The organism is Streptomyces sp. NPDC056161, assembly GCF_042268025.1.
Classification (GTDB): domain Bacteria; phylum Actinomycetota; class Actinomycetes; order Streptomycetales; family Streptomycetaceae; genus Streptomyces.
This window is the reverse complement of record NZ_JBHJUV010000035.1, coordinates 1-20,297: the sequence shown is the minus strand read 5'-3', so window position 1 is coordinate 20,297 and position 20,297 is coordinate 1. Positions and strand designations below refer to the sequence as shown.

Here is a 20,297-nt window from a genome sequence, read left to right as displayed (position 1 = left end):
CGACCTTACGAAGGACACCGCGGAAAGCGAGCCGTCGACTCCGTACAGTCTCCGACCCGTTTTCCTGGTACCCCTGAACAGATCCGCACGGTGATGCAGCCGTTCCGACTGCTCAGAGGCCATCCCCGTTGTGGAGATGCCACAAAGCCGTCACCGGAGCGCCACCTCACATTCGTGCCCGGCACATGCCATCCCCGGAGTGACGCGGAGCCTCAAACGGCCGCCTGCGGCGAGCACCTCGACGGTGTCGTCGGCCCGGACCACCGACCGCACCGGGTGGTCCCAGACGATCTCCAGCGGCTCACCCGTGCGCGGCGGCTCGCTCACGCAGAGCTTAGCGGTACGGCCGTCCACCCGGACCAGCACGCTCGCGCCCGCCGATGCGGTCAGCGCGCCCGCCGTGCCCGCCTGCCAGAAGGTGGCCGCGGTCAGCCCCAGGGCGGGCGCCCGGACCGCCTGGCACCGGGCGTCGTTGGCGAGCACGGACAGCCGGCCCGGATCGGCGGCACGGGCGACGACCTCGCGCCGGGTCGCGCCGGGCAGCAGGACGTAGGCGTAACCGGCGTCCACCGGGTCGGTGCCGTGGTCCAGCCAGAGGGTCTGCCAGCGCCGGGTGCGCCGCTCGGTGGTGCTCGTGCTGTTGATGTCCGACCAGGCGCCGGTGCGGTCCTCGCGCAGGGTGCGCAGCGTGCCACCGTACGGCAGGATCCAGCCACCGTGGCCCTCCAGATGGGCCCAGTGGCGCCCGCGTACGAAGACCTGCGTGCCGTCCTCCCCCAGGTTCCGGTTGTCCACGACGGTCTCGACCGGAACGGCGCAGCTGATCCCCGCGCCCAGGCAGATCACCTCGTCGGCGAGGAAGAACCACGACTTGCGGGCCCGCAGGGTCGAACCGAGGCCCTTCAGGTGCTGTCCGATCGCCGCGTACTCGCCGTCCGTGACGCCCCCGACCCAGCGCACATCGGGTCGGGGCGCGCCCCACTCGCCGCCGGCCCGGTCGGCGAGAGGCCGGGTGGAGACGGTCGTGCCGGGCAGCCGGTACCAGTCCACCGTCGGCCAGAACCAGTCGGTGTACTGATCGCTCCGGCCGGCCCGCCCGTCCGTGCCGTCGGCCCACCAGTAGAGCATTCCGGCGCCCGTGTGCCAGCCCCGCGGGTTCTCGCCGTTGCCGCACTCGTAGTGCGTGATCCGGTCGCTGGCCATGGAGAGGGACGCCACGAAGCCGGGCCGGCGGTGCACGGCCCGGTCCATGGCCGCGAACAGACGGTGGCCGACGGGTTCGGGCGCGGCGGGCACCGGCGAGTCGGCGACGGCGTGCAGCCGCGCCAGCTCGGCGGTGCCGAACTGGGGTGCCGTCAGGACCGGGGTGACGGTGTCCCGTTCCATCCAGCCCTTGACCAGCCCGTACCAGCGTTCCCGCGCCGCGGTGTCCGCCCCCGCCGCGAGCAGCGCCACGGCCGCGACGATCCCCTGCCCGTGGAAGTGGTCGCTGCGCATGACGTGCAGGTCGTCGTCCTTGAGGTACCCCCGGCTGATGGCACGTCCGTTGACGCCGTCCATCATCAGCCCGTCGTGGATCAGCGGCGCGTAGGCGTGTTCGACGCTGTCGAGGACGTTCTGCCGGGCCGGGTCGGTGACCTCCCAGGCGGAGCCGGCCAGCAGCGCGAACAGCCGGCCGAGACCGTCGAGGAGCACCTGGCCGTACGTACCCGAGTAGGCCACCCAGGTGTGCTGGACGAAGGAGCCGTCGGCGTACAGGCCGTCCCCCTGGGTGACGTACGGGAAAACGGGCGAGAGCGCGTCCCGGGCGAGCGCGAGGCGGTCGGCGGCCCGGCCGAGGACGCCGCGCAGGGCGACGGAGCGGCACAGGTCGACCCGGTTGGCCCCGGTGGAGGTGCCGGAGTAGTCGGCGAGCAGGGCGTCCGGGATGAAGTGGTCGACGGCCGCGCAGGCGGCGGCGATCCTGGCCTCCCCCAGGTGGTCGTGGAGGGCGGCCGTGATGTCCAGCAGGAGGCGGGGGCTGCCGATCTGCCACTCCCACCAGTTGCCGTAGCGGGTGGTGGTGGGGTTGTAGACGGTGTCGGAGAGATGGTCGAGCCCGCGCAGGACGTCCGCGAGGAGGCCCGTGTCGCCGGTGGATCCGGTGCCGTCCTGGACGTATGCCTGGGCCATCGTCCACAGGCGGCTGTAGCTCTGGGTGATGCCCGCGGGCGGGTCGAAGGGGTGGTCCGGCCACAGGGAGGTGGGCGTGGGCGCCAGGCCGGCGCGGAAGGCGCGGGCCAGTTCACCGGTCGCGGCGAGCCGGGAGGCGTAGGGTTCGGCGGCCGGGTCGTAGCCGGTACCGAGGGCGATATCCAGCCAGCGCCGGCGAAGGCCGTCGTAGGCGTCGTCCGCGTCAGGGGCGCCGTACGTACGGCCGCCCGGATCGGCGGCAGGGCCGGGAGCAGCGACGCCGTCGGAGCCGGCCACCGCCGGCGAGCCGGTCGCCGTGGCCGCCGCGGCGAGGGCTCCGGCCAGAAAAGTGCGACGCGTAGGGGTGATGTCCGCAGTCATGCCCCTGCGGTCTACCACCGCGTGATGCACTGGGGAACCATGTGACGCACCGTAAAAAGCGCGACACACCCCCAGGTGATGTTGAATGTTGAACCGTACGGGTCTAGAGTCACCGCAACGCACTCATTGAACTTTCAACATCAGCACCTTTCAACATCAGCAATTCCCACGTCTTCGAGGAGCATGAGATGAGCATCTTCGGTCGCCAGAACGCCGACGACACGCCCGCGAACGCGGGCGGCACCGCCGTGAACCCCGAACTGGCCGCGGTCACCGGTGACTACACGATCGACACGGCGCACACCTCGATCGGCTTCGCGGCCCGGCACGCGATGGTCACCAACGTCCGGGGCAGCTTCCAGGAGTTCTCCGGCACGCTGCACCTCGACGGGTCCGACCCCGCCAAGTCGACCGCCTCGATCGACGTCACGCTGGCGAGCGTCGAGACCGGCAACGCCGACCGCGACACCCACCTGAAGTCGGCCGACTTCTTCAAGACCGACGAGTTCCCGACGATGACCTTCCGCTCCACCAAGGCCGAGGCCCTGGGCGGTGACGACTACCGCATCACCGGCGACCTGACCCTCCTCGGCACCACGAAACCGCTGGTCATCGACCTCGAATTCAACGGCACCGTCCAGGACCCCTTCGGCAACGAGCGGGTCGGTTTCGAGGGCAAGGCGGAGATCCTGCGCTCCGAGTGGGGTCTGACCTGGAACGCGGCCCTGGAGACGGGCGGTGTGCTGGTCTCCGACAAGATCAAGCTGAACTTCGACATCTCGGCGGTCAAGAGCGCCTGAACCGCCCGCGCCGAGCAACGGCCGCCTCGGTCCGGTGGCCGGGCACCCCGCGACCGGCCACCGCGAGCCGGCGACCGACACCGTGACCGGGCGCGCCACCCGCGCGCGCCCGGTCACGCCCGTCCCGTCACGTCAGTCCGGTCACGCCAGTCCGTCCGGCCACACCTGCCCGGTCACGCCTACCCGGCTGCACCTGCCCGGTCACACCCGCCTGGTCACACCCGCCTGGTCACGCCCGCCCGGTCACGCCCGCCCGGTCTCGTCGCGGCTCAGAACCCGCCTCCGAAATCCCCTCCCCCGCCGTAGTTCCCGCCGCCCCCGTCGAAGTCCCCGAATCCGCCCCCGAAGTCACCGGGGTCGAAGTCGGCCCCCGACACGTCCCCGCCCTGATAGCCGGCCGCGCCGAAGTCGCCGTACCCGGTGCCGTAGTCGGCCGCGTACGTCGGGGCGGCCATCGCGCTGCCGAGGAGCGTGCCGACGAGCAGACCGGGCAGCAGGCCGCCGCCGAAGTAGCCGCCCGCCCAGGGACCGTAGGCCGGACCCGCGTCCCAGTAGGGGCGACGGCCGTGCTCGGTGTCGACCTCGCGCGTCTGCGGGTCGCGGCCGTCGGCCAGCCGGGTGGCGTCGGCCGCGCAGACCGGTACCTCGCGCGCGGTGCCGCCGGGCGGGATCCAGGTCGCGTCGGCGACCGAGGGGCCGTGGCGGGGATCGAAGAAGCAGGGCGGGCGACGCGCGGGGAGCGGCCGGTGTGCGCGGCGGGCGGCGAGTTGCGCCAGGTCGAACCGGCCGTCCGCCAGCGCCTCGGTGACAGCGCGGACGTCCTCCGGCCTGCGGGCCGCGGCCATGCGCTGTTTCGCCTGGTCGTAGGCGTCCAGCGCCCGCTCGTAGTTCGCGCGCATGGCGTCGTCCGCGCCGGCCTCGGCCGGGTGGAAGTCCAGCCGGTCGAGTTCCTCGCCGAAAGCGGTGATGTCCTCGTCCACCACCACCCGCAGCCGTTCCAGGGCGGCGCGCTGCTCCTCCTCGCGGCGCCTGCGGCTGTGCCGCACCAGGGCGTACGCGCCCACGCCGCCGGCCACCAGGACGGCGGCCGTGGTGATCAGCGCGGTGGCGGAGGTCCCGCCGCGGTGGCCGGACGAGCCCCAGGTGGCGGGTGCCTTGCCGCCCACGTTGGCGAGGGCGCGGTCGGTGAAGTCGGTCAGCTGGGTCCTGGCGTCCTCGCCCTGGACGCTGCTCACCAGGTTCCGCACGGCCGTGCGCGACATGACCGAGGAGTCGGCGCGGGCGTCGAAGCGGTCGCCGAGGCGGACGGCGTACAGACCGGTGACGCCGGTCGCGGTGCGCAGGTTCGTGAAGAGGTTCTGGGTCGGGTAGCCGTCGGGCAGGACCGCGACGAAGACGGGTTTGCCGGCGCCCTCGATCCGGTCGCGCAGGGCCCGCGCATCCGCCGTGGACAGTTGTCCGGCGGCGGCCGGATCGACGTACACCGGGTTCTTGCGCAGCTCCGCGGCGATGGTCGAGACGCCGGTGGCGGCCGTGGCAACGGGGGCGAGCGCGGTCATGACGACGAGCGCCAGCACGGCCAGCAGCAGCGCCGGGAGGCTCCGGGTCCGTCGTACGGCCGTGCAGGGGGCGTTCGGTGCAGCCTTCGGTACGGCCTTCATGATTCGACGTTACCCGAAGCGTCACATATTCAGTCATTCGGAACAATTCACACCGTCGGACCTGCGGAGGTGCCGGACCCTCGCGGGCCGACCCGAGCCGTCGCGGGCCGTCGCGGGCTGTCGCGGGCCGCTCCGGCCGACCCGGGGCTGTCACGGGCCGATCCCGCCGATCAGGGCCGTCGCGGGCTGTTACGGGCCGGCTGGGCCGTCGCGGGCAGCGGTCCGTGCGCCGGTGCGCGCCGCCCGGTAGGCGCCGTCCGTCGCACGCCGCCCGGTACGCGGCAGGCGGTTCGCGTCGGCGAACGGTTCACGTCCGCGTCCGCGAAGGGCTCGCGACCGCGGCGGCGCTCCCCGGCCCTGGTCCGCGGCCCCGCCCCGTCGTGCCCGGTGCGGCCGACCCCGGAGACCTGAGCGCCACCGATCCGCCCGGCCACCGTTGCACGAGCCCGCCGCACGCTCGCCGCCCGGCGGCGCCCCGGGACCCGTCAAGTCTCACGCCGGATCCGGTACGCCGCCAAGTCCCGCGCGTCTCAAGCCCGTTGACCCTTCAGATGGTGAACGCGCGCCCCCTTGACGCGCCCGCGAAGCCGTCATTTACTCACGGCTCGCACGCCTCCCCTCCCCCACGTGAAGAAGGGTGGCGCTCCATGAAGAGATCGACGCGGGCCGTCCGGCTGCTGCTGGCCGGGCTGCTCGGCACGGCCGGCCTCAGCGTGGCGACCGCACCCGCCCATGCGGCGGGCGAGCAGGTCACGGCCTGGCTGACCACGACCGACGACGCCGGCGGACGCCATGTCGTGCGCGGGCTCCAGGCCCAGACCCCGTTCGCCTTCCAGCCCGGCTCCGGCGGCGGCGGCGAGAACATCACCGTCGACGAGAACACCCGCTACCAGACCTTCACCGGCGGCGGCGCGTCCTTCACGGACACCGCGGCCTGGCTGATGAACAGCAGCGGGGCGCTGTCGCAGACGACCCGGGACGCGGCGATGCGGAAACTGTTCTCACCGACGGACGGCATCGGACTGTCGTTCCTGCGCAACCCCATGGGCGCCTCGGACCTGGCCCGCTACGGGTACACCTACGACGACGTGCCGGCCGGGCAGACGGACCCGAACCTGACGCGGTTCTCGATCGCGCACGACCTCGCCGACGTGGTCCCGCTCACCAAGCAGGCGCTCCAGCTGAACCCGTCCCTGACGGTGATGGCCTCGCCGTGGACGGCGCCCGCCTGGATGAAGGACAGCGGGCAGCTCAACGGGGGCTGGCTGAAGGCGGAGTACTACGGGGCGTACGCCTCGTACTTCGTGAAGTACCTCCAGGCGTACCGGGATCAGGGCGTGGGCGTCGGGTACGTGTCGGCGCAGAACGAGCCGACCTGCTGCTCGGGCTATCCGTCGATGAGCTGGAACGCCGGCGGCCTCGCCTACTTCACCAAGAGCGAGCTGCTGCCCGAGCTCCAGGCCGCGGGCCTGTCCACGAAGGTGCTGGCGCACGACTGGAACTGGGACGTCTACGACTCCTACGCCGCCCAGACGGTGGACGACGCGGCGGTCCGCAGCCACCCCAACTTCGGCGGGATCGCCTGGCACGGCTACGGCGGTGACGTCGCCAAGCAGACCTCCGTGCGCAACCAGTACCCCTCGCTGGACGCGTTCGGCACCGAGCACTCGGGCGGCACGTGGATCGCGAACCAGCAGCGCGAGGACATGCTCAACATCGTCGACTACACGCGCAACTGGGCGAAGTCGGTGACCAAGTGGTCGCTGGCGGTGGACCAGAACAGGGGACCGCACAACGGCGGGTGCGGCACCTGCACCGGTCTGATCACCGTCCACAACGGGGACGGCGCGAGCGGCACGGTCGACTACACGGTCGAGTACTACACGATGGGGCACCTGACGAAGTTCGTCCGCCCCGGCGCCCAGCGGATCGCCTCGACGGCGTCGACGGCCGTACCCAACGTGGCCTGGCGCAACCCGGACGGCTCGAAGGCGCTGATCGCCTACAACGACTCGTCGGCCGCCCGGACGATCACCGTCAACTGGGGCGGGCAGCACGCCACCTACTCGCTGCCGGGCAAGACGTCGGCGACCTTCACCTGGTCCGGTACGCAGTCCGGCGGCGGCGGCCAGTCGGGGGCCTTCGTGGGACTCGCGGGCAAGTGCCTGGACGTGGCGGGCGCGTCCGGCGCCAACGGCGCGGCCGTGCAGCTCTACGACTGCAACTCCAGCACCGCCCAGCAGTGGACGGTGCAGGGCGACGGCTCGGTCCGGGCGCTGGGCAAGTGCCTGGACGTGACGTCGGGCTCGACCGCGAACGGGGCGAAGGTGCAGTTGTACGACTGCAACGGATCCGGTGCCCAGCAGTGGTCGTACAACGCGTCGACCGGCGACGTGGTCAACACGGCGGCCGGCAAGTGTCTCGACGTGACGGACAACGCGTCGGCCAACGGGGCACGCGCGCAGATCTGGTCGTGCACGGGCGCCGCCAACCAGAAGTGGCGTCTGCAATAGAACAGGCCCGGTCCCGCCGCCGGCCGGGCGACGGGCCGACCCTCGGCGAGTCCGCGCGGCTCGCCGAGGCGCTGCCCGGCCGAGGACCCGGGCCGTGCGGACCGCACCCCGGCAGCGCCTCGTCCAGCGTCCAGCGTCCCGCGGCACCTCGCCCCGCGGCCGGCAGCGTCTCGTGCCACGGCCGGCTACGCCCGGCCGTGGGGCGAGGTGCCGCCGGTCGGGTCGCTCACTTCGCCGGCTCGACGCCCGCGCGCAGCAGGCCGAAGGTGTAGGCGTCCTCCAGTGCCTGCCAGGAGGCCGCGATGACGTTCTCGGCGACGCCCACCGTGGACCACTCGCCGGCACCGTCGGAGGTGGCGATCAGCACCCGGGTCGTGGACTGGGTGCCGTGCTTGCCCTCCAGGATGCGCACCTTGTAGTCGACGAGGTCGAGCTTGGCGAGCTGCGGGTAGATCTTCTCCAGCGCCACCCGCAGGGCCCGGTCGAGGGCGTTGACCGGGCCGTTGCCCTCCGCCGTGGCGACGATGCGCTCGCCCTTGGCCCAGAGCTTGACCGTGGCCTCGTTGGCGTGGGTGCCGTCGGGGCGGTCCTCGACAATGGCCCGCCAGGACTCGACCTTGAAGTACGTCAGCGGCCGGCCCTCGGCCTCGGCGCGCAGCAGCAGCTCGAACGAGGCGTCCGCGGCCTCGTAGGTGTAGCCCCTCAGCTCGCGTTCCTTGACGCGCTCGACGACCCGGCCGACCAGTTCGCGGTCGTCGCCGAGGTCGATGCCGAGTTCCCGGCCCTTCAGCTCGATGGAGGCGCGGCCGGCCATGTCGGAGACCAGCATGCGCATGGTGTTGCCGACCCGTACGGGGTCGATGTGCTGGTACAGGTCCGGGTCGACCTTGATCGCGGAGGCGTGCAGGCCCGCCTTGTGGGCGAAGGCGGAGACCCCGACGTAGGGCTGGTGGGTGGAGGGGGTGAGGTTGACCACCTCGGCGATGGCATGCGAGATGCGGGTCATCTCGCGCAGCCGGCCCTCGGGCAGCACCTTCTTGCCGTACTTGAGTTCCAGGGCCGCGACCACCGGGAAGAGGTTGGCGTTGCCGACGCGTTCGCCGTAGCCGTTCGCCGTGCACTGCACGTGGGTGGCGCCGGCGTCGACGGCCGCGAGGGTGTTGGCCACCGCGCAGCCCGTGTCGTCCTGGGCGTGGATGCCGAGCCGGGCCCCGGTGTCCGCGAGGACGGTGGCGACCACGGCCTGGACCTGTGCCGGGAGCATGCCGCCGTTGGTGTCGCACAGCACCACCACGTCCGCGCCGGCCTCCGCGGCGGCTCGGACGACCGCCTTCGCGTACTCCGGGTTCGCCCGGTAGCCGTCGAAGAAGTGCTCGCAGTCGACGAACACCCGGCGGCCCTGGGCGCGCAGGTGGGAGACGGTGTCGCGGACCATCTCCAGGTTCTCGTCGAGCGTGGTGCGCAGCGCCAGTTCCACGTGCCGGTCGTGCGACTTGGCGACCAGGGTGATCACCGGGGCGCCGGATTCCAGGAGGGCCTTGACCTGTGGGTCGTCGGCGGCCTTGGCACCGGCGCGGCGGGTCGAGCCGAACGCGACGAGTTGAGCGTGCCGGAAGTCGATCTCCTGCCGGGCACGGGCGAAGAACTCGGTGTCCCGGGGGTTCGCGCCCGGCCAGCCGCCCTCGATGAAGCCCACGCCGAAGTCGTCCAGGTGCCGTGCGATGGCGAGCTTGTCGGCGACGGTGAGGTTGATGCCCTCGCGCTGGGCGCCGTCGCGCAGCGTGGTGTCGAAGACGTGGAACGAGTCGTCGAGTTCGCTGGTTTCCGTCTCGGTCATGGTCTCAAGGCTCCTGTATCGGATCTCGGTCTTACCGGAATGACCGGTTCACCGTTCCCCCAATGATCCCTCGCGCTGCGCCTCCGGCTGAAGGTGGGCCCGGAAAACGAAAAAACCCCTCGCGGGTGCGAGAGGTCTGCGCGCGGGTCGGGGACGACGGTGGCCGCCCGTACCTGGTTGTACGTGGCGGTCACTGCGGACCGGCGCGCCTGCTGCCAATAATCATGGCGAACGAGAGCACGGGGGCAGTCTGGCACATCCTGCCCCCGGCTCACCGCCCGTCTCAGGATGCGGTCGTCATCGGGGACGCGTCACGTGCGCCCATCCGGGTCAGATCCAGGTCCTTCGTCTCCCGCATGGTGACGTACACCACCAGGGAAACCGCGGCGCAGCCGGCCACGTACCAGTAGAAGCCGGATTCCAGGCCCGCGTTCTTGAACCACAGCGCGACGTATTCCGCCGTGCCGCCGAACAAGGCGTTGGCGACCGCGTAGGGCAGCGCCACGCCCAGCGCGCGCACCCCCGTCGGGAACAGTTCCGCCTTCACGCACGCGTTGATCGACGTGTAGCCGGTGACCACGACGAGCGCCAGCAGGGAGAGGCCGAGGGCCTGCCAGTAGCCGCCGGCGTGTTTCAGCAGCGTCATGATCGGCACGGTGAGGAAGGTGGAGCCGACCGCGAAGGTGATCAGCAGCGGGCGGCGGCCGATCCGGTCGGAGAGACAGCCCGCGAGGGGCTGGAGGCAGGCGAAGACGATCAGCGCGGTGAAGGAGACCAGGGTGGCGGTCTCCTTGCTCAGCCCCGCCGAGTTCGACAGGTACTTGGTGAGGTAGGTGGTGTACGTGTAGTAGGCGACGGTGCCGCCCATGGTCAGCGCGACGACCAGGAACGCCTCCCGCCTGTGCCGCCACAGCGCGCGCAGTGTGCCGCGCTCCTGGTCGTCCGAGGCGTCCTCCGCGTACACCTCGGTCTCCAGCATGGAACGCCGCAGGTAGAAGACGATCGCGGCACCGAGCGCGCCCACCACGAACGGGATGCGCCAGCCGTAGCTGTGCAGCGCGTCGTCGGACATGGTGCGCTGGAGGACGATCAGCAGGCCGAGCCCGACGATCTGACCGGCGGTCATGGACACGTACTGGAAGCTGGAGGCGAAGCCGCGCCGGCGCGGGTCCGTGGCCTCCGTGAGATAGGTGGCGCTGGCCGCGTACTCGCCGCCCACCGACAGACCTTGCAGCAGTCGGGCGACGAGCAGCACGAGCGCGCCGCCGTAACCGGCCACGGAGTAGGTCGGCGCGACGGCGATGAGCACCGCGGACACCGACATCAGCGTGACCGTCAGCGTCAGCGCGGCCTTGCGGCCCTTGCGGTCGCCCACCCGGCCCAGCAGCCAGCCGCCGACGGGGCGCATGAAGAACCCGACGGCGAAGATGCCCGCGGTGTTCATCAGCTGGGCGGTGGGGTTGCCGCTCGGGAAGAACGCCCCGGCGAAGTAGGTGGCGAAGCTCGCGTACACGAACCAGTCGAACCACTCGACCATGTTGCCGGCCGAGCCGATCCAGATCCTCTTCCAATGCTCTCGTCCCATGCCCGTAACGTGCCGGGCGTTCGCAGACGCGACAAGGGCGACTCGGATTGTGTTCATTGCGTTCACACACGCGGGCGCGCACACCGACCCCCAAGGGGCGCGGGGAACTGCGCAACCAGCCACCACACCCCCTCGCCCAAGGGGCGCGGGGAACTGCGCAACCAGCCACAACAACCCCGCAGACAAACGACAACCCGCCACGCCCACCCCCTTAAGGGGCGCGGGGAACTGCGCAACCAGCCACAACAACCCCGCGGACGAGCGACAACCCGTCATACCCCGCCAAGGCCGGCGCAGCGCCCGTCAGCCGAGCGGATGCATCCACCCGTGCCGGTCCGCGGTGATGCCGCGCTGGACGTCGAGGAGCGCCTGCCGGAGTTCCAGCGTGACCTTGCCCGGCTCGCCCTCCGACTGCTTCCACTCACCGCTCGCGCGCTTCACCGTGCCGACCGGGGTGATCACGGCTGCGGTGCCGCAGGCGAACACCTCGGTGAGGGTGCCGTCCTGCGAGTCGCGCTGCCACTGCTCGACGGAGACCGGGGACTCCTCCGCCTCGTAGCCGAGGTCGCGGGCCAGGGTCAGCAGGCTGTCCCGGGTGACGCCCTCCAGGATCGAGCCGCTGAGCGGCGGCGTGACGATCTTGTTGCCGTACACGAAGTACAGGTTCATGCCGCCGAGTTCCTCGACCCACCGGTGCTCGACCGCGTCGAGGTAGCAGACCTGGTCGCAGCCCTCGGCCGCCGCCTCGGCCTGGGCGAGCAGGGAGGCCGCGTAGTTGCCGCCCGTCTTGGCGTCGCCCATGCCGCCCGGGACGGCGCGGACCCGGTCCTCCGACACCCAGATGGAGACCGGCTTGACGCCCCCGGCGAAGTAGGCGCCGGCCGGCGAGGCGATGGCGAGGAACAGATACTCGTCGGCCGGTTTCACGCCCAGGCCGACCTCGGTCGCGATCATGAAGGGGCGTAGGTAGAGGGAGTCCTCGCCGCCGTGCGCGGGCACCCAGTCCTTGTCCTGCCGGACCAGGACGTCACACGCCTCGATGAAGGTCTCGACCGGGAGTTCGGGCATCGCGAGGCGGTGGGCGGAGAGCTGGAAGCGCCTGGCGTTCCGGTCCGGGCGGAAGGTGGCCACGGAACCGTCGGGACGGCGGTACGCCTTGAGCCCTTCGAAGATCTCCTGCGCGTAGTGCAGGACGTTGGTGGCCGGGTCGAGCGGGATCGGCGCGTACGGAACGAGCTGGCCGTCGTGCCAGCCCCGGCCCTCGGTCCACCTGATCGTCACCATGTGATCGGTGAAGTGGCGGCCGAATCCGGGGTTGGCCAGGATCGCCGCCCGTTCCGCCGCGGGCAGCGGGTGGGCGGAGGGCTTGAGCTCGATCTTGGGCGTCGTCATGAGTGGTAGTCCTTCACCGGTTGTAGTGACGGGCCGCGCTCACGTCCGCATGGCCGGCGGCCAGTGCTAGGACGTCCGAGCATTCCCTCATGCCGCGGCTCCGCGTTCGATTATCTCGCGGGGGGCCCGGACGGAAGGAATCGGGGTGAAAGCGGCCCAGGGATCGATGGTGGCACCCGGCGGGGACATGGGGAAGCCGCCGGGCGTCCGAGCCACCCGGCGGCTTGGTGCAGCGCGGCGGGGGTCAGCCGGCTACGCGTACGCGGAGCGCGTCGCCGATCTCCGAGGTGCTGCGCGCGGGACCCGTACCGCGCTCCGCGAGGTCGGCGGAGACGGCGTTCTCGACGCGGGCCGCCTCGGTGTCGTGGCCGAGGTGGCGCAGCAGCAGCGCGACGGACAGGACGGTGGCGGTGGGGTCGGCCTTGCCCTGGCCGGCGATGTCCGGGGCCGAGCCGTGCACCGGCTCGAACATGGACGGGAACGCGCCGCCCGGGTTGATGTTGCCGGAGGCGGCCACGCCGATGCCGCCGGAGACGGCCGCGGCGAGGTCGGTGATGATGTCGCCGAAGAGGTTGTCGGTGACGATGACGTCGAACCGCTCGGGCTGGGTGACCAGGAAGATGGTCGCCGCGTCCACGTGGAGGTAGTCGGTGGTGACCTCGGGGAACTCCTCGGCCACCTGGTTGAAGATGTTCGTCCACAGGTGGCCCGCGAAGGTCAGCACGTTGTTCTTGTGGACCAGCGTGAGCTTCTTGCGCGGGCGGGCCTGGGCGCGGGCGAAGGCGTCGCGGACCACCCGCTCGACCCCGTAGGCGGTGTTGACGGAGACCTCGGTGGCGACCTCGTGCGGGGTGCCCTTGCGGATGGTGCCGCCGTTGCCCGTGTAGGGGCCCTCGGTGCCCTCGCGGACGACGACGAAGTCGATCTCGGGCTGGCCGGCCAGCGGGGTGGCGACGCCGGGGAGCAGCTTCGACGGACGCAGGTTGACGTGGTGGTCGAAGGCGAAGCGGAGCTTGAGCAGGAAGCCGCGCTCCAGGACGCCGGAGGGGACCGACGGGTCGCCGATCGCACCGAGCAGGATGGCGTCGTGCTCCTTGAGCGCGTCGAGGTCGGCGTCGGTGAGGGTCTCACCGGTGGCGTGGTAGCGCCTGGCGCCGAAGTCGTACTCGGTGGTCTGCAGCTTCACGTCCTGCGGGAGAACGGCGGACAGGACCTTCAGCCCTTCGGCCACGACCTCCTGGCCGATGCCGTCACCGGGGATCACTGCGAGATCGATGCTGCGAGACATGCGGGCACCCTACCCCTCGTCCCATGGAATGACATAGCGCGTCCGTCATTCGGACAGGCCCAGGGCCATCCCGGCGGGTGACGGGGAGAGCGCGCCGCCGGGTGTTCACCCGCGTGCGGAGCGGATACCGGCCCCCGCTGGGCATGTCTCCGTCATGGAGACCCCTGACTTCGGCATCCCGCCGCGGCTGGCGAGCCGGATGAGCATGGCCGAACAGCACGAGTACCTGCGGACCCGGCTGTCCCGGCGCCGCACCCTGGTGACGGCGGGCGCGGTGGCGGGCGCACTGCTGACGGGCTGTTCGGGACCGTCCCGTCCGGCGGGCGCGCCGGTGTCCGCGACCGCCCGGGTCGCGGGCGCCGCCGTCGCCCCGTTCGGCCGCCACCTCGCGTTCGGCGCCGACCCGAGGACCCGGATGCGGATCTCCTGGCAGGTGCCGTTCGCGGTCCGCCGGCCCTTCGTGCGGGTCGGGCCGCGCCCCGACGACCTGAGCCGCCGGATCGAGGCGGACCTGCGCGATCTGCGCACCCCCGCGCTGACCGGGGTGCGCCCGGCGGTCGAGCAGTACTACCTGCACGCGGCCCTGGACGGTCTGCGCCCCGGCACGACGTACTACTACGGTGTCGGCCACGACGGCTGGGACCCCGTCTCCGCCGCCCACCGGTCGGCCACCACCTCCTTCCGCACCGCGCCCGCCACCCCGGAGCGTTTCGTCTTCACGGCCTTCGGCGACCAGGGGGTGGGCCGCAGCGCGAACGCCAACGACGACGTCCTGCTGCGCCAGCGGCCCGCCTTCCATCTGCACGCGGGCGACATCTGCTACGCGGACGCGGCCGGCACCGGCAGCACGGCGGACGGCTACGACCCCCGCACCTGGGACCTGTACCTGAAGCAGACCGAGCCGGCCGCCCGGTCGGTGCCGTGGATGGTGACCACCGGCAACCACGACATGGAGGCGTGGTACTCCCCGGACGGCTACGGCGGCCAACTCGCCCGGTTCTCCCTCCCGGACAGCGGCTTCGATCCGCGCGGGACGCCGGGCGCGTACTCCTTCGCCTACGGCAACGTCGGCTTCGTGGCGCTGGACGCGAACGACGTGTCGTACGAGATCCCGGCCAACCTCGGCCACTCGGGCGGCCGGCAGACGGCATGGCTGGACCGCACCCTCGGTGAGCTGCGTGCGGCGCGGGACGTCGACTTCGTGGTCGTCTTCTTCCACCACTGCGCCTACGCCACCGCCAAGCACGCCTCGGACGCAGGGGTGCGGGACGCGTGGCTGCCGCTGTTCGCCCGGCACCAGGTGGACCTGGTGATCAACGGGCACAACCATGTCTACGAGCGGACCGACGCGGTGCGCGGCGGCGAGGTCGGCCGGACGGTGCCGGTCGGCGCGTCCACGGATCCGGCCCGCGACGGGACCGTGTACGTCACCGCGGGCGGGGGCGGCCGGAACCTCTTCTCGTTCCCGTCCGGGGTCGCGGACAGCTACGAGGGACACCTCACCCCGCACGACGCGGTGCGCAGCTTCCGCTGGACGGCGTCCCGGGCCACCGAGGCGGAGACGGTGGAGTGGTCACGGGTGCGCTACACCGGTTTCTCGCTGCTGAAGGTGGAGGCGCGGCCGGGCCCTGGCGCACGGCTGACGGTGTCGGCGCTGGCCCAGGACGGCAGCCGGATCGACCACTTCGAGGTGCGGCGCGGCGGGTAGGACCGCTTCGCGTCCCCCGCGGGCGCGGCTCCCGGCCGCGAAGGTGTGACGCCTGTACCGGGCCCGGCGCGCGGGGTGTGGGGGCCGGTTCAGTGGCCGGTCTCGCCGCCGTTGTCCCGGCGGTCGAGGGCGCGCTGGAGGGCCGCGGCGGCGTTCTTGCGGTCGGAATCGCTCGTGCGGGACACGTGGCGGACTCGGCGGCGGACGGTCGTCTCGGCCATGGGAATCGACTCCTTCGGGATGCATCTGGAGTACGGGAAAAGGGGGGTGCGAGACGCCGGAGGGGCGGGGAGCGGCGCCGCAGGGATTGCCTGCACGGGCCCGGCTCACGACCGCCATTCGCTGGATCGAGCGAGACGTTCGGCTCCTACAAAAGTAAGGGAGGAGCACGCTTCTGTCTCTACAATTAGTCGGACTTCCTACTATCTGAGACGGCGCACCCGGCCTCACGGCTGTGACCTGCGGATTCACCGCCCAGCGGGCAGAGCACGTCCCCGTCGCGCCAGTCGAAGAGGAGTTCGTGACCGGGGTCGGGCGGCGCGGCGGGTGCGGGCCACAGGTGAAGGCCGCCCTCCTCGTCCGCGAGGCGCACGATCCCGTGGCATGGAAACGGGCCGGGAAGCCTGGTTCGGGGGGTCTCAGGCTTCCCGGCCCGCGTTCGGGGGGGCTCGTCAGCCCATGTGCGGGTACGTGTAGTCGGTCGGCGCGACCAGCGCCTCCTTGATGGCGCGGGTCAGCGTCCAGCGCAGCAGGTTCTGCGGGGCGCCGGCCTTGTCGTTGGTGCCGGAGGCTCGGCCGCCGCCGAAGGGCTGCTGGCCGACGACGGCGCCGGTCGACTTGTCGTTGATGTAGAAGTTGCCCGCGGCGTAGCGCAGCTTCTCCATCGTGTACGCCGCCGCCGCGCGGTCACCCGAGACGACCGAGCCGGTCAGGGCGTAGTCGGAGACGGACTCCATCTGGGTCAGCATCTCGTCGTAGCGGTCGTCCTCGTAGACGTGGACGGCGAGGACCGGGCCGAAGTACTCGGTGCGGAAGACCTCGTTCTCCGGGTCGCTGCACTCGATGACGGTCGGGCGGACGAAGTAGCCGACCGAGTCGTCGTAGGAGCCGCCCGCGACGATCGTGCAGGACGGGTCCTGCCTGGCCCGGTCGATGGCGGCCTTGTTCTTGGCGAAGGCGCGCTCGTCGATCACCGCGCCGATGAAGTTCGCCAGGTCGGTGACGTCACCCATGGTGAGGTAGTCGACCTCGGCCGCGAACTCCTCCTTGAAACCGGAGTTCCAGATGGACGCCGGGATGTAGGCGCGGGAGGTCGCGCTGCACTTCTGGCCCTGGTACTCGAAGGCACCGCGGGTCAGCGCGGTCTTGAGGACGGCGCGGTCGGCGCTCGGGTGGGCGACGACGAAGTCCTTGCCGCCGGTCTCGCCGACCAGCCGCGGGTAGGAGCGGTACGTCTCGATGTTGGCGCCGATCGTCTTCCACAGGTACTGGAAGGTCTTCGTGGAGCCGGTGAAGTGGATTCCGGCCAGGTCCCGGTGGGTCAGGGCGACCTCGGAGACGGCGATTCCGTCGCCGGTGACGAGGTTGATGACGCCCTTGGGCAGACCGGCCTCCTCCAGCAGCTGCATCAGCAGGACGGCCGCGTGGGTCTGGGTCGGCGACGGCTTCCAGACGACCACGTTGCCCATCAGCGCGGGCGCGGTGGGCAGGTTGCCCGCGATGGCGCTGAAGTTGAAGGGGGTGATCGCGTAGACGAAGCCCTCCAGCGGACGGTGGTCGAGGCGGTTCCAGACGCCGGGGGAGTTGGCCGGGGGCTGCTCGGCCAGGATCTGACGGGCGTAGTGGACGTTGAACCGCCAGAAGTCGACCAGCTCGCACGGGGTGTCGATCTCGGCCTGCTGGACGGTCTTCGACTGGCCGAGCATGGTGGAGGCGGCGATGGTCTCGCGCCAGGGGCCGGCCAGCAGCTCGGCGGCGCGCAGGATGATCGCGGCGCGGTCGTCGAAGGACATGGCGCGCCACGCGGGCGCAGCGGCCAGGGCCGCGTCGACGGCGTCCTGGGCGTCCTGCCGGGTGGCGTTGCGGAGCGTGCCGATGACCGCCTTGTGGTTGTGCGGCTGGACGACCTGGAAGGGGTCGCCGCCACCCATCCGCTTCTCGCCGCCGATGGTGCAGGGCAGGTCGATCGGGTTCTCGGCCAGTTCCTTGAGTTTGGCCTCCAGGCGGGCGCGCTCGGGCGAGCCGGGGGCATAGCCGTGCACCGGCTCGTTGACGGGGGTGGGGACCTGGGTCACAGCGTCCATGAGATCCGTAGCTCCTTGACTTGAGCGGTGTGGTTCAGCCCTTGGTGATCATGCTTCGTGCGAAGAACCGCAGGTTGGCCGGCTTCTCCGCGAGGCGCCGCATGAAGTAGCCGTACCAGTCGGTGCCGTACGCGGTGTAGACGCGCATGCGGTGGCCCTCGGCGGCGAGCCGCAGGTGCTCCTCGTTCCGTATCCCGTAGAGCATCTGGAACTCGTACTCGTCGAACTTCCGGCCGGCCTGGCGGGCGAGTTCCTGGGCGATGGAGATCAGCCGCGGGTCGTGGGACCCGATCATCGGATACCCCGTACCCTCCATCAGTGTGCGCAGGATCCGCACATACGCCTTGTCGATCTCGTGCTTCTGCTGGTAAGCGACCTCGGCGGGCTCCTTGTAGGCGCCCTTGACGAGCCGTACCCGGCTGCCGCTCGCGGCGAGGCGGCGGGCGTCGGCCTCGGTACGGAAGAGGTACGCCTGGATGACGCAGCCGGTCTGCGGGAAGTCCTTCCGCAGCTCGTCGTGGATCGCGAACATCGAGTCGAGGGTGGTGTGGTCCTCGGCGTCCAGCGTGACGGTCGTGCCGACCTCGGCGGCGGCCTCGACGACGGAACGCACGTTCTTCAGGGCGAGTTCGTGGCCGTCGGCCAGCGCCTGGCCGAACATGGAGAGCTTGACGGACATCTCGACCTTCCGGCCGAGCCGGAGTTCCCTGAGGTGACCGACCAGTTCCAGGTAGGCGTCCCGGGCCGCGGTGGCCTGTTCGGGCCTGGTGATGTCCTCGCCGACCACGTCCATCGTCAGTTCGAGGCCCTTGGCGGTCAGATCCTGGATGATCGGCACGATGTCGCCGACGGTCTCACCGGGGATGAAGCGGTCGACGACCTGCCTGGTCACCGGGGCGGCGGAGATCAGACGGCGCATCCGGTCGCTGCGCGACGCGGCGAGAATCACGGGACCCAGCACGGGGCACCTCCACAGCAGAGCACCAAAGATGCCGACAACCGACTATTCGGGTACGGCACGGGGAACCACCGTGAAACCTATGGATCCATCCGATCGTCAGCCATCGACAGCTGTCACGCATCCGCTCACCGCTTCTCAGACAGGTGTATGAAGCAGACCGGAGAATGCGGGAGAATGCCCGGGTGACGGCGGATTACAAGGGTGACCACCAGGAGCTGGTGGACGAGATCTCGGAGCTGCTGGGCGCGCCGGCGACCCTGGAGAACCGGGACTTCGAGCTGATCGCCTTCGGCGCGTACGACAGCGAGGGCGAACTGGACGCGTCCGCCCTCGACCCGGTCCGCACCCGCTCGATCCTGACCCGGCGTTCGACGGCGGCGGTCCGTACCTGGTTCGAGGGCTTCGGCATCACCCGGGCGACCGGGCCGGTGCGCATCCCGCCCACCCCGGAGGCCGGGGTGTACCGGGGCCGTATCTGCCTGCCGGTGCGCCATCGGGGTGTCGTCCTCGGCTACGTCTGGCTCCTGGACGACGATCCGGGGCCGACCGAACGGCAGCTGGCCGCGGCCATGGCGGTCACCACCCGGATCGGCGCGCTGCTCGCCGACGAGGCGCAGGCCGGGGCCGACCTGACCAGGGAGCTGCGGGCGGTGCTGGCCGCGGAGCGGGGCTGGCAGCGGGAGATGGCGGTGGCGGAGCTGCGCACCGGTCTGGGCGGCCGGTCGGAGGGGCCTTACACGATGGTGTGCGTGGCGCCCTGGCCCTCGGCGGCCGGGGACGACGCCCCTTCGGTCCGTACGGTGCCGGGCGCGACCGCGCTGTGCGCGGTGCCGTGGGACGAGGGCGGCTTCCCCGCGCCCGAGGCGGCCGGGGACGCCGGTCAGGCACTGGCGCTGCTGGTCCGGCTGCGGTCGACGGACACGCTCGCCCCGGCCGTGTCGGCGGCGGGGCGGCTGTTGGAGCAGGCGGGCGGCAAACGGCGCCGGGGCAGTGCGGTGGGCGCACGGCGGGCGGCGGGGATCGCCGCCGCGCGGACCGGGCTCGCCGGGCTGGGCGCCGCGTGGCAGGAGGCGGCCGGCGCGGCCCGTGCGGCGCTGGCCGAACCGGGGCTCGGGCCGGTCGCCGAGTGGGCGCGCATCGGCCCGTACCGGCTGCTGACCGCGCTGCCCGCCGAGCTGGCGCACGACCCCGCGGTCGCCCCGCTGCTGGTCCCCGCCCACCGGGAGCTGGCCCGCACCGCCGAGGTGTTCCTCGACTGCGCGGGCCAGGCGTCCCGTACGGCCGCCGAGTTGGGCATCCACCGTCAGACCCTGTACTACCGGCTGTCCCGGGTCGAGCACCTCACCGGTCTGGACCTGGACGACGGCGAGGACCGGCTGCTGCTGCACATGGCGCTGAAGGGCGCACGCCTCTGAGCCGCGTACGTCCTCGGCGGCATGCGCCCCGGATGCCCCGGAGCCACGTAGCCTTGGGCGGCACGCGCCGCTGAGCTGCGTACGTCTTCGGCGGCTGCCGGGGCGCGCGGGAGAGGTCCTGGCGGCGACCGCGCGGGAGGCGTTCACCGACGGGATGCAGGCGGCGGCCGGAGCGGGCGCCGTGCCGCTGGCGGTGACCGCGGCGATGGCACTGCGCGGGAGCCGGACGCCCGACGCCTAGGACAAGGAGAACGCCGGGCGGGCCGACCACTCGGTCGGCC

General features: G+C 71.7%; 13 protein-coding genes. 4 read left to right on the top strand and 9 right to left on the bottom strand.

Features of this window, described 5'->3' with window-relative positions; all coding sequences use genetic code 11:
- Nucleotides 1-150: 150 nt before the first annotated feature.
- On the bottom strand, nt 151-2,553 hold the full coding sequence (locus tag ACFC09_RS28645) for a polysaccharide lyase 8 family protein (RefSeq protein ID WP_376533222.1): 2,403 nt from the start codon (nt 2,551-2,553) through the stop codon (nt 151-153).
- Between the two features lie 188 nt (nt 2,554-2,741).
- Here ACFC09_RS28645 and ACFC09_RS28640 point away from each other — a divergent pair, with 188 nt between their 5' ends.
- The gene (locus ACFC09_RS28640; RefSeq protein WP_376533221.1) at nt 2,742-3,353 is read left to right on the top strand and encodes a YceI family protein; all 612 of its coding nucleotides are present in this window, start codon (nt 2,742-2,744) and stop codon (nt 3,351-3,353) included.
- Between the two features lie 269 nt (nt 3,354-3,622).
- Here the strand turns inward: ACFC09_RS28640 and ACFC09_RS28635 are convergent, their stop codons facing one another.
- A complete protein-coding gene (locus ACFC09_RS28635; RefSeq protein ID WP_376533220.1) occupies nt 3,623-5,014 on the bottom strand; it encodes a hypothetical protein in 1,392 nt (463 codons plus the stop codon).
- 647 nt (nt 5,015-5,661) lie between these two features.
- Between ACFC09_RS28635 and ACFC09_RS28630 the strand changes: the two genes are divergently transcribed.
- A complete protein-coding gene (locus ACFC09_RS28630; RefSeq protein ID WP_376533219.1) occupies nt 5,662-7,527 on the top strand; it encodes a ricin-type beta-trefoil lectin domain protein in 1,866 nt (621 codons plus the stop codon).
- Nucleotides 7,528-7,753: 226 nt separating this feature from the next.
- Here the strand turns inward: ACFC09_RS28630 and cimA are convergent, their stop codons facing one another.
- From cimA to ACFC09_RS28610, 4 genes are all read right to left on the bottom strand, one after another.
- On the bottom strand, nt 7,754-9,364 hold the full coding sequence (gene cimA, locus ACFC09_RS28625) for a citramalate synthase (protein WP_376533218.1): 1,611 nt from the start codon (nt 9,362-9,364) through the stop codon (nt 7,754-7,756).
- A gap of 283 nt (nt 9,365-9,647) precedes the next feature.
- Nucleotides 9,648-10,949, bottom strand: coding sequence for an MFS transporter (locus ACFC09_RS28620; protein WP_376533217.1), 1,302 nt, complete (start codon nt 10,947-10,949; stop codon nt 9,648-9,650).
- Between the two features lie 303 nt (nt 10,950-11,252).
- Nucleotides 11,253-12,341: a branched-chain amino acid aminotransferase gene (locus ACFC09_RS28615; RefSeq protein ID WP_376533216.1), complete on the bottom strand. Its 1,089-nt coding sequence runs from the start codon at nt 12,339-12,341 to the stop codon at nt 11,253-11,255.
- A 244-nt stretch (nt 12,342-12,585) separates the two neighbouring features.
- Nucleotides 12,586-13,629 carry a 3-isopropylmalate dehydrogenase gene (locus ACFC09_RS28610; RefSeq protein WP_376533215.1) on the bottom strand — a complete coding sequence of 348 codons (1,044 nt, stop codon included), beginning with the start codon at nt 13,627-13,629 and terminating at the stop codon, nt 12,586-12,588.
- Between the two features lie 154 nt (nt 13,630-13,783).
- Here ACFC09_RS28610 and ACFC09_RS28605 point away from each other — a divergent pair, with 154 nt between their 5' ends.
- On the top strand, nt 13,784-15,337 hold the full coding sequence (locus ACFC09_RS28605; protein WP_376533214.1) for a purple acid phosphatase family protein: 1,554 nt from the start codon (nt 13,784-13,786) through the stop codon (nt 15,335-15,337).
- 89 nt (nt 15,338-15,426) lie between these two features.
- Here ACFC09_RS28605 and ACFC09_RS28600 read toward each other — a convergent pair whose 3' ends face one another.
- The 3 genes from ACFC09_RS28600 to ACFC09_RS28590 form a co-directional block, all read right to left on the bottom strand.
- Entirely contained in the window at nt 15,427-15,558 is a 132-nt protein-coding gene (locus ACFC09_RS28600) for a hypothetical protein (protein ID WP_294004210.1), read from the bottom strand.
- A gap of 450 nt (nt 15,559-16,008) precedes the next feature.
- Nucleotides 16,009-17,640 (bottom strand): L-glutamate gamma-semialdehyde dehydrogenase, encoded by a 1,632-nt coding sequence (pruA, locus tag ACFC09_RS28595; protein WP_376533213.1) that lies wholly within the window; start codon nt 17,638-17,640, stop codon nt 16,009-16,011.
- A gap of 34 nt (nt 17,641-17,674) precedes the next feature.
- On the bottom strand, nt 17,675-18,601 hold the full coding sequence (locus ACFC09_RS28590) for a proline dehydrogenase family protein (protein WP_376533212.1): 927 nt from the start codon (nt 18,599-18,601) through the stop codon (nt 17,675-17,677).
- 164 nt (nt 18,602-18,765) lie between these two features.
- On the opposite strand from ACFC09_RS28590, the gene ACFC09_RS28585 reads away from it, so the two are divergent.
- Complete coding sequence (locus ACFC09_RS28585) at nt 18,766-20,016, top strand: PucR family transcriptional regulator (RefSeq protein WP_376533211.1); 1,251 nt, start codon at nt 18,766-18,768, stop codon at nt 20,014-20,016.
- The last annotated feature ends 281 nt before the right edge of the window (nt 20,017-20,297 follow it).

Excerpts from the sequence above, each read along its gene's own strand:
- ACFC09_RS28610 (WP_376533215.1), bottom strand. The coding sequence starts at position 13,629 with ATGTCTCGCAGCATCGATCTCGCAGTGATCCCCGGTGACGGCATCGGC.
- pruA (WP_376533213.1), bottom strand. The coding sequence starts at position 17,640 with ATGGACGCTGTGACCCAGGTCCCCACCCCCGTCAACGAGCCGGTGCAC.
- ACFC09_RS28645 (WP_376533222.1), bottom strand. The coding sequence starts at position 2,553 with ATGACTGCGGACATCACCCCTACGCGTCGCACTTTTCTGGCCGGAGCC.
- ACFC09_RS28585 (WP_376533211.1), top strand. The coding sequence starts at position 18,766 with ATGCGGGAGAATGCCCGGGTGACGGCGGATTACAAGGGTGACCACCAG.
- ACFC09_RS28605 (WP_376533214.1), top strand. The coding sequence starts at position 13,784 with ATGGAGACCCCTGACTTCGGCATCCCGCCGCGGCTGGCGAGCCGGATG.
- ACFC09_RS28630 (WP_376533219.1), top strand. The coding sequence starts at position 5,662 with ATGAAGAGATCGACGCGGGCCGTCCGGCTGCTGCTGGCCGGGCTGCTC.
- ACFC09_RS28640 (WP_376533221.1), top strand. The coding sequence starts at position 2,742 with ATGAGCATCTTCGGTCGCCAGAACGCCGACGACACGCCCGCGAACGCG.
- ACFC09_RS28620 (WP_376533217.1), bottom strand. The coding sequence starts at position 10,949 with ATGGGACGAGAGCATTGGAAGAGGATCTGGATCGGCTCGGCCGGCAAC.
- ACFC09_RS28615 (WP_376533216.1), bottom strand. The coding sequence starts at position 12,341 with ATGACGACGCCCAAGATCGAGCTCAAGCCCTCCGCCCACCCGCTGCCC.
- cimA (WP_376533218.1), bottom strand. The coding sequence starts at position 9,364 with ATGACCGAGACGGAAACCAGCGAACTCGACGACTCGTTCCACGTCTTC.
- ACFC09_RS28635 (WP_376533220.1), bottom strand. The coding sequence starts at position 5,014 with ATGAAGGCCGTACCGAAGGCTGCACCGAACGCCCCCTGCACGGCCGTA.
- ACFC09_RS28600 (WP_294004210.1), bottom strand. The coding sequence starts at position 15,558 with ATGGCCGAGACGACCGTCCGCCGCCGAGTCCGCCACGTGTCCCGCACG.